General features: G+C 70.9%; 17 protein-coding genes and 2 riboswitches. Of the genes, 12 read left to right on the top strand and 5 right to left on the bottom strand.

Annotated features, from left to right (window positions below):
* Positions 1–16 precede the first annotated feature (16 nt).
* Positions 17–1,420, bottom strand: coding sequence for a coniferyl aldehyde dehydrogenase (locus tag AC3WXD_RS31840; protein WP_492325432.1), 1,404 nt, complete (start codon positions 1,418–1,420; stop codon positions 17–19).
* 409 nt (positions 1,421–1,829) lie between these two features.
* On the opposite strand from AC3WXD_RS31840, the gene AC3WXD_RS31835 reads away from it, so the two are divergent.
* The gene (locus AC3WXD_RS31835) at positions 1,830–3,509 is read left to right on the top strand and encodes a GMC family oxidoreductase (RefSeq protein WP_492325431.1); all 1,680 of its coding nucleotides are present in this window, start codon (positions 1,830–1,832) and stop codon (positions 3,507–3,509) included.
* 23 nt (positions 3,510–3,532) lie between these two features.
* Here the strand turns inward: AC3WXD_RS31835 and AC3WXD_RS31830 are convergent, their stop codons facing one another.
* The gene (locus tag AC3WXD_RS31830) at positions 3,533–5,077 is read right to left on the bottom strand and encodes a methyl-accepting chemotaxis protein (protein WP_492325430.1); all 1,545 of its coding nucleotides are present in this window, start codon (positions 5,075–5,077) and stop codon (positions 3,533–3,535) included.
* A 189-nt stretch (positions 5,078–5,266) separates the two neighbouring features.
* Positions 5,267–6,928, bottom strand: coding sequence for an acyl-CoA dehydrogenase family protein (locus tag AC3WXD_RS31825; RefSeq protein ID WP_492325429.1), 1,662 nt, complete (start codon positions 6,926–6,928; stop codon positions 5,267–5,269).
* A 256-nt stretch (positions 6,929–7,184) separates the two neighbouring features.
* Positions 7,185–7,286, top strand: a riboswitch (TPP riboswitch).
* A gap of 101 nt (positions 7,287–7,387) precedes the next feature.
* On the opposite strand from AC3WXD_RS31825, the gene thiC reads away from it, so the two are divergent.
* From thiC to AC3WXD_RS31790, 7 genes are all read left to right on the top strand, one after another.
* Entirely contained in the window at positions 7,388–9,274 is a 1,887-nt protein-coding gene (gene thiC / locus AC3WXD_RS31820; protein ID WP_492325428.1) for a phosphomethylpyrimidine synthase ThiC, read from the top strand.
* 129 nt (positions 9,275–9,403) lie between these two features.
* Positions 9,404–10,585 carry an FAD-dependent oxidoreductase gene (locus tag AC3WXD_RS31815; protein ID WP_020205940.1) on the top strand — a complete coding sequence of 394 codons (1,182 nt, stop codon included), beginning with the start codon at positions 9,404–9,406 and terminating at the stop codon, positions 10,583–10,585.
* Between the two features lie 17 nt (positions 10,586–10,602).
* Positions 10,603–10,800 (top strand): sulfur carrier protein ThiS, encoded by a 198-nt coding sequence (thiS, locus tag AC3WXD_RS31810; RefSeq protein ID WP_020205941.1) that lies wholly within the window; start codon positions 10,603–10,605, stop codon positions 10,798–10,800.
* A 6-nt stretch (positions 10,801–10,806) separates the two neighbouring features.
* Complete coding sequence (locus tag AC3WXD_RS31805) at positions 10,807–11,664, top strand: thiazole synthase (protein WP_020205942.1); 858 nt, start codon at positions 10,807–10,809, stop codon at positions 11,662–11,664.
* Positions 11,661–12,800 carry a thiamine phosphate synthase gene (locus AC3WXD_RS31800; RefSeq protein WP_492325427.1) on the top strand — a complete coding sequence of 380 codons (1,140 nt, stop codon included), beginning with the start codon at positions 11,661–11,663 and terminating at the stop codon, positions 12,798–12,800. Before AC3WXD_RS31805 ends, AC3WXD_RS31800 begins: the two co-directional genes overlap by 4 nt.
* Before the next feature lie 66 nt (positions 12,801–12,866).
* Entirely contained in the window at positions 12,867–13,616 is a 750-nt protein-coding gene (locus AC3WXD_RS31795; RefSeq protein ID WP_020205944.1) for an AAA family ATPase, read from the top strand.
* Positions 13,617–13,724: 108 nt separating this feature from the next.
* On the top strand, positions 13,725–14,171 hold the full coding sequence (locus tag AC3WXD_RS31790) for a PaaI family thioesterase (protein WP_492325426.1): 447 nt from the start codon (positions 13,725–13,727) through the stop codon (positions 14,169–14,171).
* A 28-nt stretch (positions 14,172–14,199) separates the two neighbouring features.
* Here AC3WXD_RS31790 and AC3WXD_RS31785 read toward each other — a convergent pair whose 3' ends face one another.
* Together AC3WXD_RS31785 and thiD are read right to left on the bottom strand one after the other, a co-directional pair.
* Positions 14,200–14,628 (bottom strand): PGDYG domain-containing protein, encoded by a 429-nt coding sequence (locus AC3WXD_RS31785; protein WP_492325425.1) that lies wholly within the window; start codon positions 14,626–14,628, stop codon positions 14,200–14,202.
* A gap of 84 nt (positions 14,629–14,712) precedes the next feature.
* A complete protein-coding gene (gene thiD / locus AC3WXD_RS31780) occupies positions 14,713–15,543 on the bottom strand; it encodes a bifunctional hydroxymethylpyrimidine kinase/phosphomethylpyrimidine kinase (protein ID WP_492325424.1) in 831 nt (276 codons plus the stop codon).
* Between the two features lie 193 nt (positions 15,544–15,736).
* A riboswitch (S-adenosyl-L-homocysteine riboswitch) is annotated at positions 15,737–15,832 on the top strand.
* Between the two features lie 126 nt (positions 15,833–15,958).
* On the opposite strand from thiD, the gene ahcY reads away from it, so the two are divergent.
* From ahcY to AC3WXD_RS31760, 4 genes are all read left to right on the top strand, one after another.
* A complete protein-coding gene (gene ahcY / locus AC3WXD_RS31775) occupies positions 15,959–17,377 on the top strand; it encodes an adenosylhomocysteinase (protein ID WP_020205948.1) in 1,419 nt (472 codons plus the stop codon).
* Between the two features lie 148 nt (positions 17,378–17,525).
* A complete protein-coding gene (locus AC3WXD_RS31770; RefSeq protein WP_029044232.1) occupies positions 17,526–17,879 on the top strand; it encodes a phage holin family protein in 354 nt (117 codons plus the stop codon).
* Positions 17,880–17,929: 50 nt separating this feature from the next.
* Positions 17,930–18,760 (top strand): methylenetetrahydrofolate reductase [NAD(P)H], encoded by an 831-nt coding sequence (gene metF, locus AC3WXD_RS31765; RefSeq protein ID WP_020205950.1) that lies wholly within the window; start codon positions 17,930–17,932, stop codon positions 18,758–18,760.
* Positions 18,761–18,778: 18 nt separating this feature from the next.
* A complete protein-coding gene (locus AC3WXD_RS31760; RefSeq protein WP_492325423.1) occupies positions 18,779–19,144 on the top strand; it encodes a TfoX/Sxy family protein in 366 nt (121 codons plus the stop codon).
* The last annotated feature ends 165 nt before the right edge of the window (positions 19,145–19,309 follow it).

The following is a 19,309-nucleotide window of genomic DNA, read 5'->3' as shown; positions in this document are numbered from 1 at the left end:
GGCGGCCCCGGCCGCTTCAGCGCAGCAGCATGCGGATCATCGTCTCGAAGCGCTTGCCGTAGGGCGGCTTGAGCAGCCCCGCGCCGTTGAGCGCCGACTGCCGGAAGATCGGCTTGAACTTGGAGAAGGTCGCGAAGCCCGCCTCGCCGTGGTACGCGCCCATGCCGCTGGGCCCGACGCCGCCGAACGGCAGGTCTTCCTGGGCGATGTGCAGCAGCGTCTCGTTGATGCTGACGCCGCCGGCCACGGTCTGCGCCATCACGCGGTCGATCGCGCCGCGCTCCCGCTCGAACAGGTACAGCGCCAGCGGACGCGGGCGCGCGTTGACGTAGGCGATCGCGTCTTCCAGCGAGCGGTACGTCACCAGTGGCAGCACCGGGCCGAAGATTTCCTCCCGCATCACGGTGGCGTCCCCGGGCACGTCGAGCAGCAGCACCGGCGCCAGCCGGCGGCGCGCGGCGTCCGACGCGGCCTGCGTCAGCGGCACCACGCGCGCGCCCGCGCGCGCGGCGTCGTCCACCAGGCCGCCCAGCCGCGCGAAGTGGCGCGGGCTGATGATGGTGGTGTAGTCCGGGTTGGTGTCCAGGTCAGGGTAGAGCCGGCCGGCGCAGGCGCGCGCCGACTCGACGAAGCGCTCGCGCATCGTTTCGGGCAGCAGCACGTAGTCGGGCGCGATGCAGGTCTGGCCGGCGTTGAGCAGCTTGCCGACCAGGATGCGCTCCACCGCGCGCTCCAGGTCGGCGCCGGGGCCGAGGATGGCGGGCGACTTGCCGCCCAGCTCCAGCGTCACCGGCGTCAGGTTGGCGGCGGCCGCGCGCATGACGTGGTGGCCGACCTGGGTCGAGCCGGTAAACAACAGGTGGTCGAAGGGCAGGGCGGAGAAGTTGCTTGCCACCAGGGCGTCGCCGTTGATCACGGCGACTTCGTCGGCGGCGAAGGTCTGCTGCGCCAGCGTGGCGAACAGCGAGGCAAAGCGCGGCGTGTATTCGGAAAGCTTGATCATGGCGCGGTTGCCCGCGGCCAGCGCGCCGGCGAGCGGGCCGACGGTCAGGTAGAGCGGGTAGTTCCACGGCACCACGATGCCGACCACGCCGAGCGGCTGCGGCATCAGGCGCGAGCTGGCGGGCCGGAACCAGATGCCGGTGCGCGCGCGCCGCACGCGCATCCAGCGCTTGCCGTGGCGCAGCGCGTCGTCGATGCCGGACACGCTCGGGAAGATCTCCAGCAGGGCGGTTTCCTGGCGCGAGCGGTTGCCGAAATCCGCGCTGATGGCTGCGGCGATCTCGTCCCGGTGGTCCGTGACCAGGCGGCGCAGGCGCCGCAGGCGGTCGGCGCGCACGGCCCAGGCGGGCGCCTGGTCGCTGCGCGAGGCGGCGTGCATGGCGCCGAACACGGATGACATCTCGGGCACTTCTCTCATCTCTCGGTCTCCGGGGCCATGCGCTGCCCCTGGCGCGCATGGCGTTATCGATCCCCGCACCATATGCCATGCCGCTTCCTCGCACAATCGCGGCGCTCCTCTAGCGCGCGGCGCTTCAAACAGGCGTTCAGGCGGACATTCGGGCAGGCATTCGGGCTGGCATTCGGGCGGACCCACCGCAAGGCGCGCCGCGGCCCGCCGGGCGGCCGTCCGCATGCCTTTTCCTGGTGCGCCGGCCGGCGCCTCCGCGCGGGCGCGCCCGCGCGCGGCGGCGGCCGCGGCGGTCTGCGCTTCGTCCTTTTCCCCCTCCCCGCAAAGCGCCTACACTGGTTTTCAGACCGGCTCGGGGATCGCCGTGGCGGGCGCGGCAACGCCGGCGCGCCGGCCACCCGGCCACGCGGGGAGACAGATGGAAACCACCTTTGACTATCTCGTCGTCGGCGGCGGTTCGGCCGGCTGCGCCCTGGCCGGACGGCTGGCCGACAGCGGCAGCGACAGCGTGGCGGTGCTCGAGGCCGGCGGCCACGATCACCACGTGCTGGTCTCCACGCCGGCCGGCGTCGCCGCCATGCTGCCGCGCGCCGGCAGCCACAACTACGGCTACCGCACCGTGCCGCAGCCCGGCCTGGACGGGCGCCGCGGCTACCAGCCGCGCGGGCGCGGGCTGGGCGGCAGCTCGTCGCTCAACGCCATGATCTACACGCGCGGCCGCCCGTCCGACTACGACGGCTGGGCCGCGGCCGGCTGCGACGGCTGGGCCTGGGACGACGTGCTGCCGTATTTCCGCCGCGCCGAATGCAACGAGCGCCTGGCCGGGCGCGACGACGACCCGCTGCACGGCGGCAGCGGCCCGCTCCACGTCGCCGACCTGCGCACGCCCAATCCGTTCGGCCAGCGCTTCATCGAGGCGGCGCAGCAGGCCGGCTACCGCCGCAACGACGATTTCAACGGCATGGAGCAGGAAGGCGCCGGCTGGTACCAGGTGACGCAGCACGGCGGCGAGCGCTGGAACGCCGCGCGCGCCTACCTGCACCGCGGCGATGCCGCCGACCCGGCCGGCAACGGCGGCCGCGCCAACCTGCACGTGCTGACCGGCATGCAGGTGCTGCGCATCGCCTTCGAAGGCCGCCACGCGGCCGGCGTGATGGTGCGGCTCGACGGCCGCGAGACGCTGCTGCGCGCGCGCCGCGAGGTGATCGTCGCGGCTGGCGCGTTCGGCTCGCCGCAACTGCTGATGGCGTCGGGCGTGGGCCCGGGCGCGCACCTGCGCGAGCTCGGCATTCCGCTGGTGCACCACCTGCCCGGCGTGGGCACGAACCTGCAGGACCATATCGACGTCGTCGTGCACAAGCGCGTGGCGGCGTCCGAACTGTTCGGCGTGTCGCCGGGCGGCGCGCTGCGCCTGCTGGCCGAGATGCTGCGCTACCGGCGCGAGCGCACCGGCATGCTGACCTCCAACTTCGCCGAGGCCGGCGCGTTTCTCAAGAGCCGGCCCGAACTGGAAGAGCCCGACCTGCAGCTGCATTTCGTGGTCGGCATGGCCGACGACCACATGCGCCGCCTTCGCTTCGGCCACGGCTACTCGTGCCATGTCTGCGTGCTGCGCCCGCGCAGCCGCGGCGAGGTCCGGCTGGCCTCGCCCGACATCCGCGAGGCCCCGCTGATCGACCCGCGCTTCCTGTCCGACCCGCGCGACCTCGACGACCTCGTGGCCGGCGTGCGCATCGTGCGCCGCATCCTGGCCCAGCCGCAACTGGCGGCGTTCGGCGGCAAGGAACTCTATTCCGCGCACCTGCAGGCCGACGGCAGCGACGACGCCGCCATCCGCGCCATGATCCGCGAGCATGCCGACACCATCTACCACCCGGTCGGCACCTGCCGCATGGGCATGGACCAGGGCGCGGTGGTCGACCCGCAACTGCGCGTGCGCGGCGTGGAGGGTTTGCGCGTGGTGGATGCGTCGATCATGCCGACGCTGATCGGCGGCAACACCAACGCGCCGGCCGTCATGATCGGCGAGCGCGCGCACGACCTGATCCGCCACGGCCCGCGCGTGGTGCTGCGCCTGGCCGAGATACTGGCGGTGTAGCCGGCGCGACCGATGCCGGTTGTTCAGGCCCCGGCCAGCCGGAACGTCGACACCGTGTCGCGCAGCTTGCCGGCCTGGTCGTCGAGCGACTGCGCCGCCGCGGCGGCCTGTTCCACCAGCGCGGCGTTCTGCTGCGTGACCTGGTCCATCTGGCCGACCGCCTGGTTGACCTGCTCGATCCCCGCGCTCTGCTCGGCCGAGGCCGCGCTGATCTCGCTGATGATGTCGGACACGCGCTTCACGGCCTGGCGCACGTCGTCCATCGTCTTGCCGGCGTCCTGCGCCTGCGTGGAGCCGGCGCGCACGGTGCCGGCCGATTCGTCGATCAGGTCCTTGATCTCCTTGGCGGCGCTCGACGAGCGCTGCGCCAGCGTGCGCACCTCGCCGGCCACCACGGCGAAGCCGCGGCCCTGCTCGCCGGCGCGCGCGGCTTCCACCGCGGCGTTGAGCGCCAGGATGTTGGTCTGGAACGCGATGCCCTCGATCAGGCTGGTGATCTCGGCGATACGGCCCGAGCTGGCCGCGATCGCGCCCATGGTCTGCACCACCTGCTGCACCGCGTGGCTGCCCTGCTCGGCCACGCTGGCCGCGTCGCCGGCCAGTCCGCTGGCCTGGCGCGCGTTGTCGGCGTTCTGCCGCACGGTGGTGGTCAGCTCCTCCATGCTCGACGCGGTTTCCTCCAGCGAGGCGGCCTGCTGCTCGGTGCGCGCCGACAGGTCGGTATTGCCCGCCGCGATCTGGCGCGCGGCCACGCCCACCGACTCGGTCGATTCGCGCACCTCGCGCATGGCGCCGCCGACGCGTTCGAGCAGCCGGTTGAAGGCGCTCGCGGTACGGCCGACCTCGTCCATGCGGCCCACCGGCGCGCGGCGCTCCAGGTCGAGGCTGCCGCTGACGTACTCGAGGGTCTGCTCGATCTCGGCCAGGCTGCCGTGGATGCGGCGGTACAGCGCCACGGCCAGCGCGCCCGTGCCCAGCACCGCAGCGGCGATCAGGATGGAAAACACCAGCACCGCGGTGTGGTAGCGCTCGCGGTTGTCCGCGACGGCGTGCTCGCCGAGCTCGGCGTTGTAGGCGATATGTTCGTCGAGCGCCTTGCGCAGCGCGGAGGCCGCCTCGCTCAACTCGCCGCCCAGCAGCATCTGCTGGGCGCCTTGGTAATCGTTGGCATGCGATTTTTCCAGCAGCGCGGGCCGCGCGCTGCGAAAGCGCTTGAAGGCGGCGAGGTCGGCATCGAGCAGCTTGCGGTCGGTGTCGTCGCTGATGTCGTCGCGCGCATACTTGGCCGCGGTGGCCTCGAACTTGTCCTCGGCGCGGGCCAGCGCCGCCTCGTCCTCGGCCTTGGCCTTGAGGTCGTCGCTCATGGTGTGCCGGTACAGCGCGATGCGCATGGCGTTCACGTTGTCCTTCATGTCGCCGAGCGTGCGCACGCTGCCCAGCGTGTTGTCGTTGAAGTATTCGAAGCGCGCTTCGGACTGGCTGAGCTGCCAGATGCCGCCAAGGCCCACGACCAGCAGGGCGAGCAAGGCAAGCGAAAGCGAAAGCAACAGGCGTTGACTGATGTTCATGTTTGATAGGCCCCCGTCGGGAGGCGCGCCACTAGGTCAGGAAAGAGGACCGGCCGGCACTTATGTATGGAATGTATGCCATTTGGGTCAAGGCCTGTTTACGGCAGGTCTCCCGGCACCTGTAGCGGCGCCGGGAGAATATTTCCGGAAGTGACGGATAGGGCGGGCGCGGTGCTGCGCGCGGCGAGCTCAGGCCGGCCACGCGCGCGCCGCCACGCGCGCGAGCGCCGCCGCGTCGCCCTCCAGCGTGCCGAACACGCGGCCGTGCTGGCGGCCCAGGCGGCTCGCCACGAAGCGCTCGGCGTCCTCGGCGTCGGCATGGCCGAGCATCAGCGCTGCCTGCGCGGTCAGCACCAGGCCCTGGGCGAAGCGGCGCGCGCCGGCCTCGAGGTGCTCGGGGGCGTCGCGCAGCATCGCCTGCAGCGAGGCCAGCTCGGCGCGCACGGCCGGATGCCCGCCGGCGCGCTGCGCGAGGTCCTGCAGCAGCCGCGCGCCGTCCTCGGGATTGCGCTGCAGCGCGCGCAGCACGTCCAGGCACATGATGTTGCCCGAGCCTTCCCAGATCGAGTTGACCGGCGCCTCGCGGTACAGCCGCGCCATCGGCCCCTCTTCCACGTAGCCGTTGCCGCCCCACACCTCCATCGCCTCGCCGGTGGCCTCGATCGCGCGCTTGCAGATCCAGAACTTGGCCGCCGGCGTGACGATGCGCTTCCACGCGGCCGCCAGCGGGTCGGCGTCGGCGCGCTCGAAGGCGTGCGCCAGTTCCATCATCAGCAGCGTCGCGCCCTGGCTTTCCAGCGCCAGGTCGGCCAGCACGTTGCGCATCAGCGGCTGCTCGGCCAGCAGGTTGCCGAAGGCCATGCGGTGGCGCGCGTGGTGGAGCGCCTGCACCAGCGCGGCGCGGAGGATGGCGGCGCTGCCGATCACGCAGTCCAGCCGGGTATAGGTCGCCATCTCGATGATGGTCGGGATGCCGCGGCCCTCCTCGCCGATCAGGATGCCGGTGGCGCCGCGGAACTCCACCTCGCTGCTGGCGTTGGAGCGGTTGCCGAGCTTGTCCTTGAGGCGCTGGATCTGCACCGGGTTCTTGCTGCCGTCGTCGCGAAAGCGCGGCACGAAGAAGCACGACAGCGGTCCGTCCTCGGCGCCCATGCGCGCCACCACCAGGTGCGCGTCGCACATCGGCGCGGAGAAGAACCACTTGTGCCCGGTCAGCTCGTACTCGGCGCCGCGCCCCTCGCCGCACACGGCGCGCGCCACCGTGGTGTTGCTGCGCACGTCCGAGCCGCCCTGCTTCTCCGTCATGCCCATGCCGATCATGACGGCGCGCTTGTCGCGCCACGGCAGGTCGCGCGCGTCGTGCTCGGTGGCGAACAGCTTCGGCCCCAGCCCGGCGAACAGCGCGGTCTCCTTTTGCAGCACGGGAATGCTGGCGAAGGTCATGGTCGGCGGGCACAGCGAGCCCGATTCGACCTGCGCCTGCAGGTAATAACCCGCCGCGCGCGCCACCCAGGCGCCGTCGCGCGGCTGCGCGAACGGCAGCGCATGCAGCTGCTGGCTGCGCAGCAGGGCCAGCAGTTCGTGCCACGCGGCGGGGAATTCCACCTCGTCGATGCGCTCGCCGGTGCGGCCATGCGTATGCAGCTCGGGCGTGTGGCGGTTCGCCTCGGCCGCCCAGCGCTGCACGTCGGCCTGCCCCAGGCGCGCGCCGAACACGTCGAGCGCGCCGGCATGCCATCCGCCGCCGAGGCGCTCGAGCGCCGCGCGCAGGGCCGGATCGCCGGCGAACAGGTTGTAGCCGGCAAGGTCCGGCACCTGGTTGAACACGCGATGGGTGGCGGCGTCGGTCATGCGGTCTCCTGGAATGGGCGGCGCGTGGCCGCGTTGTCCTGTTTTCTGCTGTTTTCTGCATGGTAGAGCAAGCCGCGCGCTATGTGACGGCCGGCAAGGTCTGCCGGGTGTGGTGCCCGGGTCCCACCGCGCTCCATCGCGCCCCACGGCTTTTTTGCCGCGCCGCAGCAAGCGCCAGTCCTGACTTGCGCGCACGGCTGTCCAGATTGAAACAAGGGTGGTCAAGCCCCGGCCCTTGTGCTTAAATTCACCCCGTTGGATGAAACAGGGGTGCCACACGGATGGGCCGTGCGGCTGAGAGAGTCCCTTCGAACCCGATCCGGCTAGTACCGGCGTGGGAAGTTTCATGACTACCGAACAGCTCCTGCCTCCCGCGAGGCACATGACCCGGCCATCGCGCCCGGCCCATGCTCAGGGCTCCTGGTTTCGTCCATCCCCGCAAGAGAGAGGACGATACCTATGGCCCGCACAAATTCCGCCCCTGCCGCTTCCTTCGAATCGCTCGAGACCGATCTCGACAAGAAGTTTGCCTATCCGGCTTCCAGCAAGACCTACCTGACCGGCAGCCGGCCCGACATCCGGGTGCCGCTGCGCACGATCCTGCAGACCTCCACGCGCACGGACAAGGGCGAGATGTCCAATCCGCCGATTCCCGTGTACGACACCTCGGGCCCGTACAGCGACCCGGACGTGCACATCGACCTCAAGGCCGGCCTGCCGTCGGTGCGCGGCAGGTGGATCGAGGAGCGCGGCGACACCGAGGTGCTGTCCGGCCTGTCGTCCGAATACGGCCTGGCGCGCGCCGCCGACCCGGCCACCGCGCACCTGCGCTTCGCACAGCTGACCAACCCGCGCCGCGCCAAGACCGGCGCCAACGTGTCGCAGATGCACTATGCGCGCCAGGGCATCATCACGCCCGAGATGGAATACGTGGCGCTGCGCGAGTCGCTCAACCTGCAGGCGCTCTACGACAAGCCCGAGTACAAGGCGCTGCTGCGCCAGCACCCGGGCAACGCGCTCGGCGCCGCGCTGCCGCTGCGCCCCGAGGACATGACGCCGGAATTCGTGCGCCGCGAGATCGCCTCCGGCCGCGCCATCATCCCCGCCAACATCAACCACACCGAGCTGGAGCCGATGGCGATCGGGCGCAATTTCCGCGTCAAGATCAACGGCAACCTCGGCAACTCGGCGGTGACGTCGTCGCTGGCCGAGGAAGTCGAGAAGATGGTGTGGTCGATCCGCTGGGGCGCCGACACCATCATGGACCTGTCCACCGGCAAGCACATCCACGAGACCCGTGAATGGATCCTGCGCAATTCGCCGGTGCCGATCGGCACGGTGCCGATCTACCAGGCGCTCGACAAGACCGGCGGCATCGCCGAGGACCTGACCTGGGAGATGTTCCGCGACACGCTGATCGAGCAGGCCGAGCAGGGCGTGGACTACTTCACCATCCACGCCGGCGTGCTGCTGCGCTACGTGCCGATGACCGCCGACCGCGTCACCGGCATCGTCTCGCGCGGCGGCTCGATCATGGCCAAGTGGTGCCTCGCGCACCACAAGGAAAACTTCCTGTACACGCACTTCGACGAGATCTGCGAAATCATGAAGGCCTACGACGTCTCGTTCAGCCTCGGCGACGGCCTGCGCCCGGGCTGCATCGCCGACTCCAACGACGACGCCCAGTTCGGCGAGCTGCGCACGCTCGGCGAGCTGACCGCCAAGGCCTGGAAGCACGACGTGCAGGTCATGATCGAAGGCCCGGGCCACGTGCCGCTGCAGCGCATCCAGGCCAACATGGACGAGGAGCTCAAGCACTGCTACGAAGCCCCGTTTTACACGCTCGGACCGCTGGTGACGGACATCGCTCCCGGCTACGATCACATCACCAGCGGCATCGGCGCGGCCAACATCGGCTGGATGGGCACGGCCATGCTGTGCTACGTCACGCCCAAGGAACATTTGGGCCTGCCCGACAAGGAAGACGTGCGCGAAGGCATCATCACCTACAAGATCGCCGCGCACGCGGCTGACCTTGCCAAGGGCTGGCCGGGCGCGCAGCTGCGCGACAACGCGCTGTCCAAGGCGCGCTTCGAGTTCCGCTGGGAAGACCAGTTCAACCTCGGCCTGGACCCGGAGCGCGCGCGCTCGTTCCACGACGCCACGCTGCCGGCCGAGGGCGCCAAGATCGCCCACTTCTGCTCGATGTGCGGTCCCAAGTTCTGCTCGATGAAGATCACGCAGGAAGTGCGCGACTACGCCGCCTCGCTCAAGCCGGAGGCCGAGAAGGGCATGCAGGAAAAGTCGATCGAGTTCGTCAAGAGCGGCAGCAAGATCTACTCGTGAGGCAGGGTGCGGCGCGCGCCTGCGTGCGCGCCGCGTGAAGTACCGCGCCCCGCCCGCGGGGCGCGCCATGAATGAAAGGAGGCCGGAGCCCGCCGCGCAGTCGCGGCAGGCACTGGCGCAAACATCCCCATGACAGTGCAGTCGTTTGATGTGGCCGTGCTCGGCGCCGGCCTGGCCGGGCGGCTTTCCGCCTGGCAACTGGTGCGGGCCGGCCTGCGTGTGGCGCTGGTCGAGCGCGCCGGTCCCGATGGCGCCGGCTCGGCCGCGCACGTGGCCGCCGCCATGCTGGCGCCGCTGGCCGAATCCGCGATCGCCGAGCGTCGCATCGTCGAGCTCGGCATCGCCAGCGTCGACCTGTGGCGCGGCTGGCTGGCCGAGCTGCCCGAGCCGGTGTTCTTCCAGGAAGGCGGCACGCTGGTGGTCTGGCATGCGCGCGACCGCGGCGAGATGTCGCTGTTCGCCAGCCGCGTGCGCGCGGTGGCGCCGCCGGCGCTGGTGGCCGAGCGCATGCGCGCGCTCGACGGCGACGGCGTGGCCGCGCTGGAGCCCGCGCTCGCGGGCCGCTTCCCGCAGGGCCTGCTGCTGGCCGGCGAAGGCCAGCTCGACAACCGCGGCACGCTGCGCGCGCTGCTGTCCTGCGCCGTGGCCAGCGGCGTGCACTGCGTGTGGGAAGCCGGCGAAGTCGAGGCGCAGGACCTGCCGGCGCTGGGCATCCGCGCCCGCGTGGTGCTGGACTGCCGCGGCCTCGGCGCGCGCGCCGCGTGGCCCGCGCAGGCGGCCGCGCGCGGCACCATCCCCGGGCTGCGCGGCCTGCGCGGCGAGGTGGTGCGCGTGCATGCGCCCGAGGTCAAGCTGCAGCGCCCGGTGCGCCTGCTGCATCCGCGCTACCCGATCTACATCGCGCCCAAGCCGGGCGACCTCTACGTGATCGGCGCCACCGAAATCGAAAGCGACGACGATTCGCCGATGAGCGTGCGCTCCGCGCTGGAACTGCTGTCGGCGGCCTACTCGCTGCATCCGGCCTTCGGCGAGGCGCGCGTGCTCGAACTCAACGTGCAGCGCCGCCCCACGCGGCCGGACCACCTGCCCGCCATCCGGGTCGACCAGCATGCGCGCATCGTGCGTCTCAACGGCCTGTACCGGCACGGCTTCCTGATCGCGCCGGCCGTCACCGAGGCCGCCTGCGAGGTGGTGCGCGCGCTGCTCGACGGCGACCCGGCCGCGCATGCCGTGCCCGCCGCGCTGCGCTGGCCCGGCATGATCGGCCCGGCGCTCGACACCGTCGCCGGCGGCTCGCCGGTGCTGCACTGAACAGACGCAGACAGACCATGGAAATCCTGCTCAACGGCCGCCCGCTGGCCCTTGCCGACCACGCCACGCTGGCCGACGCGGTGGCCGGCGCCGGCATCGCGCCGCCGTTCGCCGCCGCGCTCAACGGCCAGTTCGTGCCGCGCGCCGCGCATGGCGCAACAGCGCTCGCCGCCGGCGACCGCATCGACCTCGTGCAACCCGTCACGGGAGGCTGAACCGACATGACCCTCGATACCCTCGATCCTCTCGACCAACGCGGCGGCCTGCTCGGCGACCCCTTCGTGCTGTACGGCGAGCGGTTCGCCTCGCGCCTGCTGCTCGGCACCGCGCGCTATCCGTCCCCCGCCACCCTGCAGGCCGCCGTGGAAGCGTCCCGCCCCGCCATGCTGACGGTGGCGCTGCGCCGCCAGGGCGCGGTCGGCGACGGCGAAGGCGGCCAGCCGTTCTGGCAGATGCTCAAGGCGCTCGGCGTGCCGGTGCTGCCCAACACCGCCGGCTGCATGGCGCCACAGGAAGCGATCACCACCGCCATGATGGCGCGCGAGGTGTTCGAGACCGACTGGATCAAGCTCGAAGTGGTGGGCGACGACTACACGCTGCAGCCCGACACGCTCAACCTGCCCGCGGTGGCCGAGACCCTCGTCAAGGAAGGCTTCAAGGTGCTGCCGTACTGCACCGAGGACCTCGTGCTGTGCCGCCGCCTGCTCGACGTGGGCTGCCAGGCGCTGATGCCGTGGGCCGCGCCGATCGGCACCGGCAAGGGCGTGGTCAACCCGCACGCCATGCGCCTGCTGCGCGAGCGCCTGCCCGACACCCCGCTGATCGTCGACGCCGGCCTCGGCCTGCCGTCGCACGCGGCGCAGGTGCTGGAGTGGGGCTACGACGGCGTGCTGCTCAACACCGCGGTGGCGCAGGCCGCCTACCCGGTCGACATGGCGCGCGCGTTCGCGCAGGCCGTCGACGCCGGCCGCACCGCCTACCTGGCCGGCCCGATGCCCGAGCGCGACATCGCCCAGGCCAGCACCCCCGTGGTCGGCATGCCGTTCTGGCACGCCGCGGGCGCGGAGGACCGCGCATGAGCCGCGCCGCCGTGAAAGCGCCCGTCGACGCCGCGCTGCGCGACACGCTGCTGGCGCGCTACGGCGCCACCTTCGGCACCAGCGACCAGCCCTGGCGCGCGCTGGCGCAGGCCGGCGCCGAGGCGCCCGGCAGTGCCGACGTGGTGCTGTGCGACGGCGAGGCCGACGCCGCCACGCTCGCGCGCCTCGCCGCCGCCGGCGTGACCGCCATCGAGAGCGAGCGCGAGGGCGGCCGCTGGATCGACACCGTGCGCTCGCCGATGGGCACCTGGGTGTTCAGCGCCCACGCCGACGGCGACAGCGCGCACTCGCCCGCGTTCACCGCCGTGCTGCTGGCCTGCCTGGCGCTGCATTTCCCCGCGCACGACGCGCTCTGCCTAGCGCGCGCGTGGCGGCCCGGCTCGCTCGACTGGCCGGCCGATTTCGCGCGCTTCCCGCAGGTGCGCCACGCCGCGCTGGTCGCGCCCGAGCAGCCCGCCGCGCCGTTCGCGCCGTGCCCGCCGCTGGGCCTGTACGCCGTGGTGCCGAGCGCCGCATGGATCGCGCGGCTGGTGCCGCTCGGCGTGCCCACGGTGCAGCTGCGCTTCAAGTCCGACGACGCGCAGGCCGTGCGCGACGAGATCGCGCGTGCCGCCGATGCCGCGCGCGGCAGCCGCGCGCGCCTGTTCATCAACGACCACTGGCGCGAGGCCATCGCGCTGCACGCCGGCTTCGGCAACGACAGCGCGCGCAGCGGCATCTACGGCATCCACCTCGGCCAGGAAGACCTCGACGAAGCCGACCTCGGCGCGCTGCGCGCCTCGGGCCTGCGCCTCGGCGTGTCCACCCACGGCTACGCCGAGATGCTGCGCGTGGCCACCATCGGCCCGAGCTACCTCGCGCTTGGCGCGATCTTCCCGACCACCACCAAGGTCATGCCGACCGCGCCGCAGGGCATGGGCCGCTTCCAGTCCTATGCGAAGCTGATGCAGCCGGTGATCCCGTCGCTGGTCGGCATCGGCGGCGTCGACGCCGCGCGGCTGCCGGAGGTGCTGGCGGTCGGCGTCGGCAGCGCGGCGGTGGTGCGCGCGATCACCGAGGCTGCCGACGTGCCGGCGGCGGTGGCGAACCTGCTGGGGATGTTTCCGGCGGGTTGATGCGCGTCTGACCAGCCGGCGCCATGCGGTACGATGGACGCCACTTCCGTCCCCCGCCGCCGCGCCATGATCTCGTCCCAGTTCCTCAGCCGCGTCACCCTGCGCCGCGACATCGTCGAGAGCTTCGCGCGCTACCCGTTCAGCCTGCCCGCGGTGCGCGCGCTCGACGTGCTGGAGCTCCATCCCAAGGTGACGTTCCTGGTCGGCGAGAATGGCTCGGGCAAGTCCACGCTGATGGAGGCGATCGCGGTGGCGGCCGGCTACAACGCCGAGGGCGGCTCGCGCAACTTCAGCTTCGGCACGCGCCGCTCGCACTCGGTGCTCAACGAATACCTGCGCCTGGCGCGCGGCTTCCGGCGCCCGCGCGACGGCTACTTCCTGCGCGCGGAGAGCTTCTTCAACGTCGCCACCGAGATCGAGCGCCTCGATGCCGAGCCCGGCCCGGGCGCGCCGGTGATGCCGGCCTACGGCGCTCGCTCGCTGCACGAGCAGTCGCACGGCGAATCGTTCCTCGCGCTGCTGACCGAGCGCTTCCGCGGCAACGGCCTCTACCTGCTCGACGAGCCCGAGGCCGCGCTCTCGCCGCAGCGCCAGCTTGCCGTGCTGTCGCGCATCCACGATCTGGTGCGCGCCGATTCGCAGTTCCTCATCGCCACGCACTCGCCGATCCTGATGGCCTACCCCGATGCGTGGATCTACCGCCTCGGCGCCGACGGCGTGCAGCGCATCGCCTACGAGGACACCGAGCACTTCCGCGTGACGCGCGATTTCCTGGCCGATCCGCAGCGCATGCTGCGCGTGCTGCTGGAGCCGTGAGCCGCCTGCCGGCGCCATTCGCGCCGGGGTTGGCGCTACCATTGCGGTCGGCGGGCGCGATGACGGCAGCCCAGGCAGCAATCAGACTCGGATAAAGGAAGACAAGCTTTGGAATTTCCCTCGCAGATCGTCCCGGTGGCGCCCGGCACCCCGGAGCAGCCCTATTTCGGCATCGACGTGCCGCTGATGCGCCACCTTGGCCTGCAGCCGGTGCAGATCGAGGAGGGCCTGTGCCGCACGCGGCTGCCGGCCAGCCCGTTCCTGGTCAACAGCCGCGGCGACGTGCACGGCGGCACGCTGATGGCGGCGCTGGACTTCACGCTCAGCGGCGCGGCGCGCTCGCACGCGCCGATGCAGGCCGGCGTGATCACCATCGACATGTCCACGCATTTCCTCGCCGCCGCGCGCGGCGAGCTGCACCTGGAGGCGCGCTGCATGCGGCGCGGCGCGCGCATCGCGTTCTGCGAGGGCGAGGTGAAGAACGCCGGCGGCGAGGTGGTGTGCGTGGCGCGCGCGGCGTTCAAGCTGGTGCCGCTGAGCAGCGGCGGCAACTAGCCGCCCCGGGCGCCGCCGCGGCCGGCCGTCAGGCGGGCCGGTAGACCTGGGCGAAGCGCGCCTGCTGCACGATGCCGTAGTCGCCCGGCGCGTACTGCATCAGCCAGTCGCCGGCCTCGCCACGGAGTATGTCGCCGCCGGCCGAGCGGGCGATGCCGAAGGCGGCTGCCATGCGCTTTGCCAGCACCGTCGCGGGCTTATTGCGGTAGGCGCCGTCGCGCCCGTGCGCGCCGGCTTCCAGCGGCTCGTAGCGCGCGTCGAAGCGGTCGCGCGACACCACCCAGCGGTCGCTGGTGGAGCCGGTGACGAGGGCGTCGCCGGGCTGGTAGCGGTTGGGGCCTTCGAGGCTGGCGAGCTCGCCGGGCACGGCGGCGAACGCCACCTGCACCACTTCGTGTTTCCGGTAGGGCGCGGCGGCGGGGTCGGTGCGCAGGTCGATCTGGGACAGCAGGGTCATGGCGTGGCAAGGATGGCGCTGGCGGCCGGACGCTGGAGAGCCCGATCATACCGCCGCCCGCGGGCCGGTGTGCCGGCCCGCGCGTCATCCCATCGCGCGCGGCGCGAAGGCGTGGTTGAGCGGGCCGTTGCCGGCGCCGAGCTCGAGGTCGGCGCCGGCGACGATGGCCTCGGCCACGTAGTCGAGCGCCGCGTCCACCGCGTCCGCCAGCGCGTTGCCGCGCGCGAGCTGCGCGGCGACGGCGGCGGCCAGCGTGCAGCCGGTGCCGTGCAGGTTGCGGGTCTCCACGCGCGGGTGCGAGAACACGCGCACGGTGCCGTCGGCGGTCATCAGCAGGTCGTCGAGGCCGCCGTCGGCCGGGTCGAGGTGGCCGCCCTTGAGCAGCACGGCGCGGCAGCCCAGCGCCAGCAGGTCGCGCGCGGCCTGTTCCATCTCGCCGCGGCGGCTGATCCTGCGGCCCAGCAGCCACGAGGCTTCCGGCAGGTTGGGCGTGACCAGCACGGCGCGCGGGAACAGCAGGCGCGTCATGGCCTGGCTGGTGGCGTCGTCGGCCAGAGTGGCGCCGGAGGTGGAGATCATGACCGGGTCCACCACCAGCTGGCGGATGGCGTGGCGGTCCACCGCGGCGGCCACCGCCTCGACGATGCCGGCGGTGCCCAGCATGCCGGTCTTGGCGGCGTCCACGCCGATGTCGCTGGCCACCGCGTCGATCTGCGCGGCCACCATCTCCGCCGGGATCGCGTGCACGCCGCTCACGCCGAGCGTGTTCTGCGCGGTGATGGCGGTGATCGCGCTCATGCCGAAGCAGCCCAGCGCGGCGAAGGTCTTGAGGTCGGCCTGGATGCCGGCGCCGCCGCCGGAGTCGGAGCCGGCGATGGTCAGGGTGCGCGGAGGACGGTGTGTGGTCGGGGTCATGTGCGGTGCGAGGCAGGCCGCCGCGGGGCGGCGAGAAACGGCAAAGGAAGCAACAAAACAAGCAGCAAGAAAGAGCAAGAAAGGCGCCAGGGAAAGCACTAAAGACAGCGCCAAAGACAGTACCAACGGAAGCGCCAGGCAAAAAATCACGCGGCGCCGGTGCGCGGCGCCGGCGGTCAGGCTACAATACCGCCACTCCGAGGAGCGTTGCAACGGATGCGACCATTGTGCCCCAGTGCGCGATTGGCCATTCGCCAGGCTCGGACTGTCTCAACGGCGCTCGCTGATCCGTGGCCCCCACGGTGGCGAGTCGACCTATCCGCCCGCTTTGCATGCCCGCGTTGCCCGGCATGCCCGCGCGCCGCGTATCCCCCCGCACTCGCCGCCATCGCGCCACTCTTCACCGGAGTGAAACATGAACGCAGTGACTGACCTGAAGAACGACTACCTGGTCGCCGACATCAACCTGGCCGGCTGGGGCCGCAAGGAAATCGCCATCGCCGAGACCGAGATGCCCGGCCTGATGGCGATCCGCGACGAATTCGCCGCCGCCCAGCCGCTCAAGGGCGCGCGCATCGCCGGCTCCCTGCACATGACCATCCAGACCGCCGTGCTGATCGAGACGCTGGTCGCGCTCGGCGCCGACGTGCGCTGGGCCTCGTGCAACATCTTCTCGACCCAGGACCACGCCGCTGCGGCCATCGCCGCCTCGGGCACGCCGGTGTTCGCCTTCAAGGGCGAGTCGCTGAAGGAATACTGGGACTTCACCCACCGCATCTTCGACTGGAAGGACGGCGGCACCCCCAACATGATCCTCGACGACGGCGGCGACGCCACGCTGCTGCTGCACCTGGGCGCGCGCGCCGAGAAGGACGCCACGCTGATCTCCAAGCCGGGCAGCGAGGAAGAAACCTACCTGTTCGCCGCCATCAAGGACAAGCTGGCCAAGGACCCGACCTGGTACAGCCGCAACCTGGACGCCATCAAGGGCGTGACCGAGGAAACCACCACCGGCGTGCACCGCCTGTACCAGATGGCGCAAAAGGGTGAACTCCGTTTCCCGGCCATCAACGTCAACGACTCCGTCACCAAGAGCAAGTTCGACAACCTGTACGGCTGCCGCGAGTCGCTGGTGGACGGCATCAAGCGCGCCACCGACGTGATGATCGCCGGCAAGGTCGCCGTGGTGGCCGGCTACGGCGACGTGGGCAAGGGCAGCGCGCAGGCGCTGCGCGCGCTGTCGGCGCAGGTGTGGGTGACGGAGATCGACCCGATCTGCGCGCTGCAGGCCGCGATGGAAGGCTACCGCGTGGTGACGATGGACTACGCCGCCGAGCATGGCGACATCTTCGTCACCTGCACCGGCAACTACCACGTCATCACCCATGACCACATGGCGAAGATGAAGGACCAGGCCATCGTCTGCAACATCGGCCACTTCGACAACGAGATCGACATCGCCTCGATCGAGAAGTACGAATGGGACGAGATCAAGCCGCAGGTCGACCACGTGATCTTCCCCGACGGCAAGAAGCTGATCATCCTGGCCAAGGGCCGCCTGGTGAACCTGGGCTGCGGCACGGGCCACCCGTCCTACGTGATGAGCAGCTCGTTCGCCAACCAGACCATCGCCCAGATCGAGCTGTGGCTGGAACGCGATAGCGGCAAGTACCCGGTCGGCGTCTACACGCTGCCCAAGCACCTGGACGAGAAGGTCGCGCGCCTGCAGCTCAAGAAGCTCAATGCGCAGCTGTCCGAGCTGACCGACCAGCAGGCCGCCTACATCGGCGTGAAGAAGGAAGGCCCGTACAAGGCCGACCACTACCGCTACTGATCGCGGCGGGCCGGCGCGCGCGCGCTGCGCGCCGGTTGACCGCGCGCATTGATCGCAGCCGTGGATCGCGGGTACGATCGCACGGCCGGGCTGTCCCGGCCGCGGTGTTCCGCATCCTGTTTCGTCTGACCCGAGCTAAGGAGTCGTCATGAGATTGCTGGCCGTCTGGATCATCAACGCCGCCGCGCTGTTCCTGGTGGGCAACCTGATCAGCGGGATTCACCTGGGCGGCTTCGGCTCGGCCATGATCGCCGCGCTGGTGCTGGGCCTGGTCAACACCCTGATCCGCCCGATCCTGGTCATCCTCACGCTGCCGGTGACGCTGCTCACGCTCGGCCTGTTCATCTTCGTGATCAACGCGCTGCTGTTCCTGTTCGTGGGCAAGCTGTTGTCCGGCTTCGTGGTCAGCGGCTTCGGCGCGGCGCTGCTCGGATCGATCCTGTACAGCGTGATTTCCTGGGCGCTGTCGAGCCTGCTGCTCGGCGAACGCCGCAGCGCCTGACGCACGCCAAACCTTCCAGCGCGCCGCGCCACACGCGGCGCGCCACCATCATGCAAGACCGCTACTTCAGCTTCGAATTCTTCCCGCCCAAGACGGCCGAGGGCGCCGAGAAGCTGCGCAATACGCGCGCGCAGCTCGCTCCGCTGCATCCCAAGTACATCTCGGTGACGTTCGGCGCCGGCGGCACCACCCAGCAGGGCACGCTGGACGCCGTGCTGGAGATCCAGCGCGACGGCATCGAGGCCGCGCCGCACCTGTCGTGCGTGGGCTCCACGCGCGCGAGCATCCGCCAGATCCTGCAGACCTACCGCGACGGCGGCATCCGCCACATCGTGGCGCTGCGCGGCGACATGCCCTCGGGCATGGGCGAGATCGGCGAGTTCCGCTACGCCAACGAACTGGTGGAATTCATCCGCGCCGAGACCGGCGACTGGTTCCACATCGAGGTGGCGGCCTATCCCGAGTACCATCCGCAGGCCAAGTCGCCGCGCGTGGACCTGGAGAACTTCGTGCGCAAGGTCAAGGCCGGCGCCGACTCCGCCATTACCCAGTATTTCTTCAACGCCGACGCCTATTTCCGCTTCGTCGACGACGCGCGCGCGATGGGCGTGGACGTGCCGGTGGTGCCCGGCATCATGCCGATCACCAACTCCTCGCAACTGATGCGCTTCTCCGAGATGTGCGGCGCCGAAGTGCCGCGCTGGATCGCCCGGCGCCTGGAAGGCTTCGGCGACGACCGCGAATCGATCCGCGCGTTCGGCCTCGACGTGGTCACTGCGCTGTGCGAGCGCCTGCTCGCGGCCGGCGTGCCGGGGCTGCATTTCTACACGCTCAACACCGCCGGCGCCACCAAGGCGATCTGGCAGCGTCTCAAGCTCTGAGCGCCGGGCGCTTCACGCATGGCCACCGCGCGCCGCCCCGATCCCTTCGTCGACCATCTGCTCGAGCTGATGGGCCCGCTGGCCGCGCGCATCGGCCCCATCACCGCGCGCCGCATGTTCGGCGGCCACGGGCTGTATTACGACGGGCTGATGTTCGCGCTGGTGTCGGACGGGCGCTGCTGGCTCAAGACCGACGAGCAGACCCGCGCGCGGTTCGAGGCCGAGGGCGGCGAGCCGTTCCGGTATAGCAGCCGCGGGCGTGAAGTCACCATGCGGCATTATCTGAGTCTGCCCGCGGTTTGTCTGGAGTCGGCGGAGGAGATGACGAAGTGGGCGCGGTGGTCGGTGGAGGCTACGTTGAGGTTGGCTAATCAGGTGGGGTGAGTTTTTTGGGGTTTGGGTTTGGGTGGGGGCCTTGTTCTGGCTGTTGTGGGCCTTGAGGCTCGGGCGGTTGTTGGTGCTTGAATCCAACGGCCATATGACATCCCCGCTGCGCGGGGCTGCCAGTCACTTTCTTTTGTCTGAAAAGAAAGTAACCAAAGAAAGCAG

The organism is Cupriavidus sp. FW216-B1 (assembly GCF_058789195.1).
The sequence above is the reverse complement of the archived record's forward strand: the minus strand, read 5'-3'. Positions and strand labels throughout refer to the sequence as shown.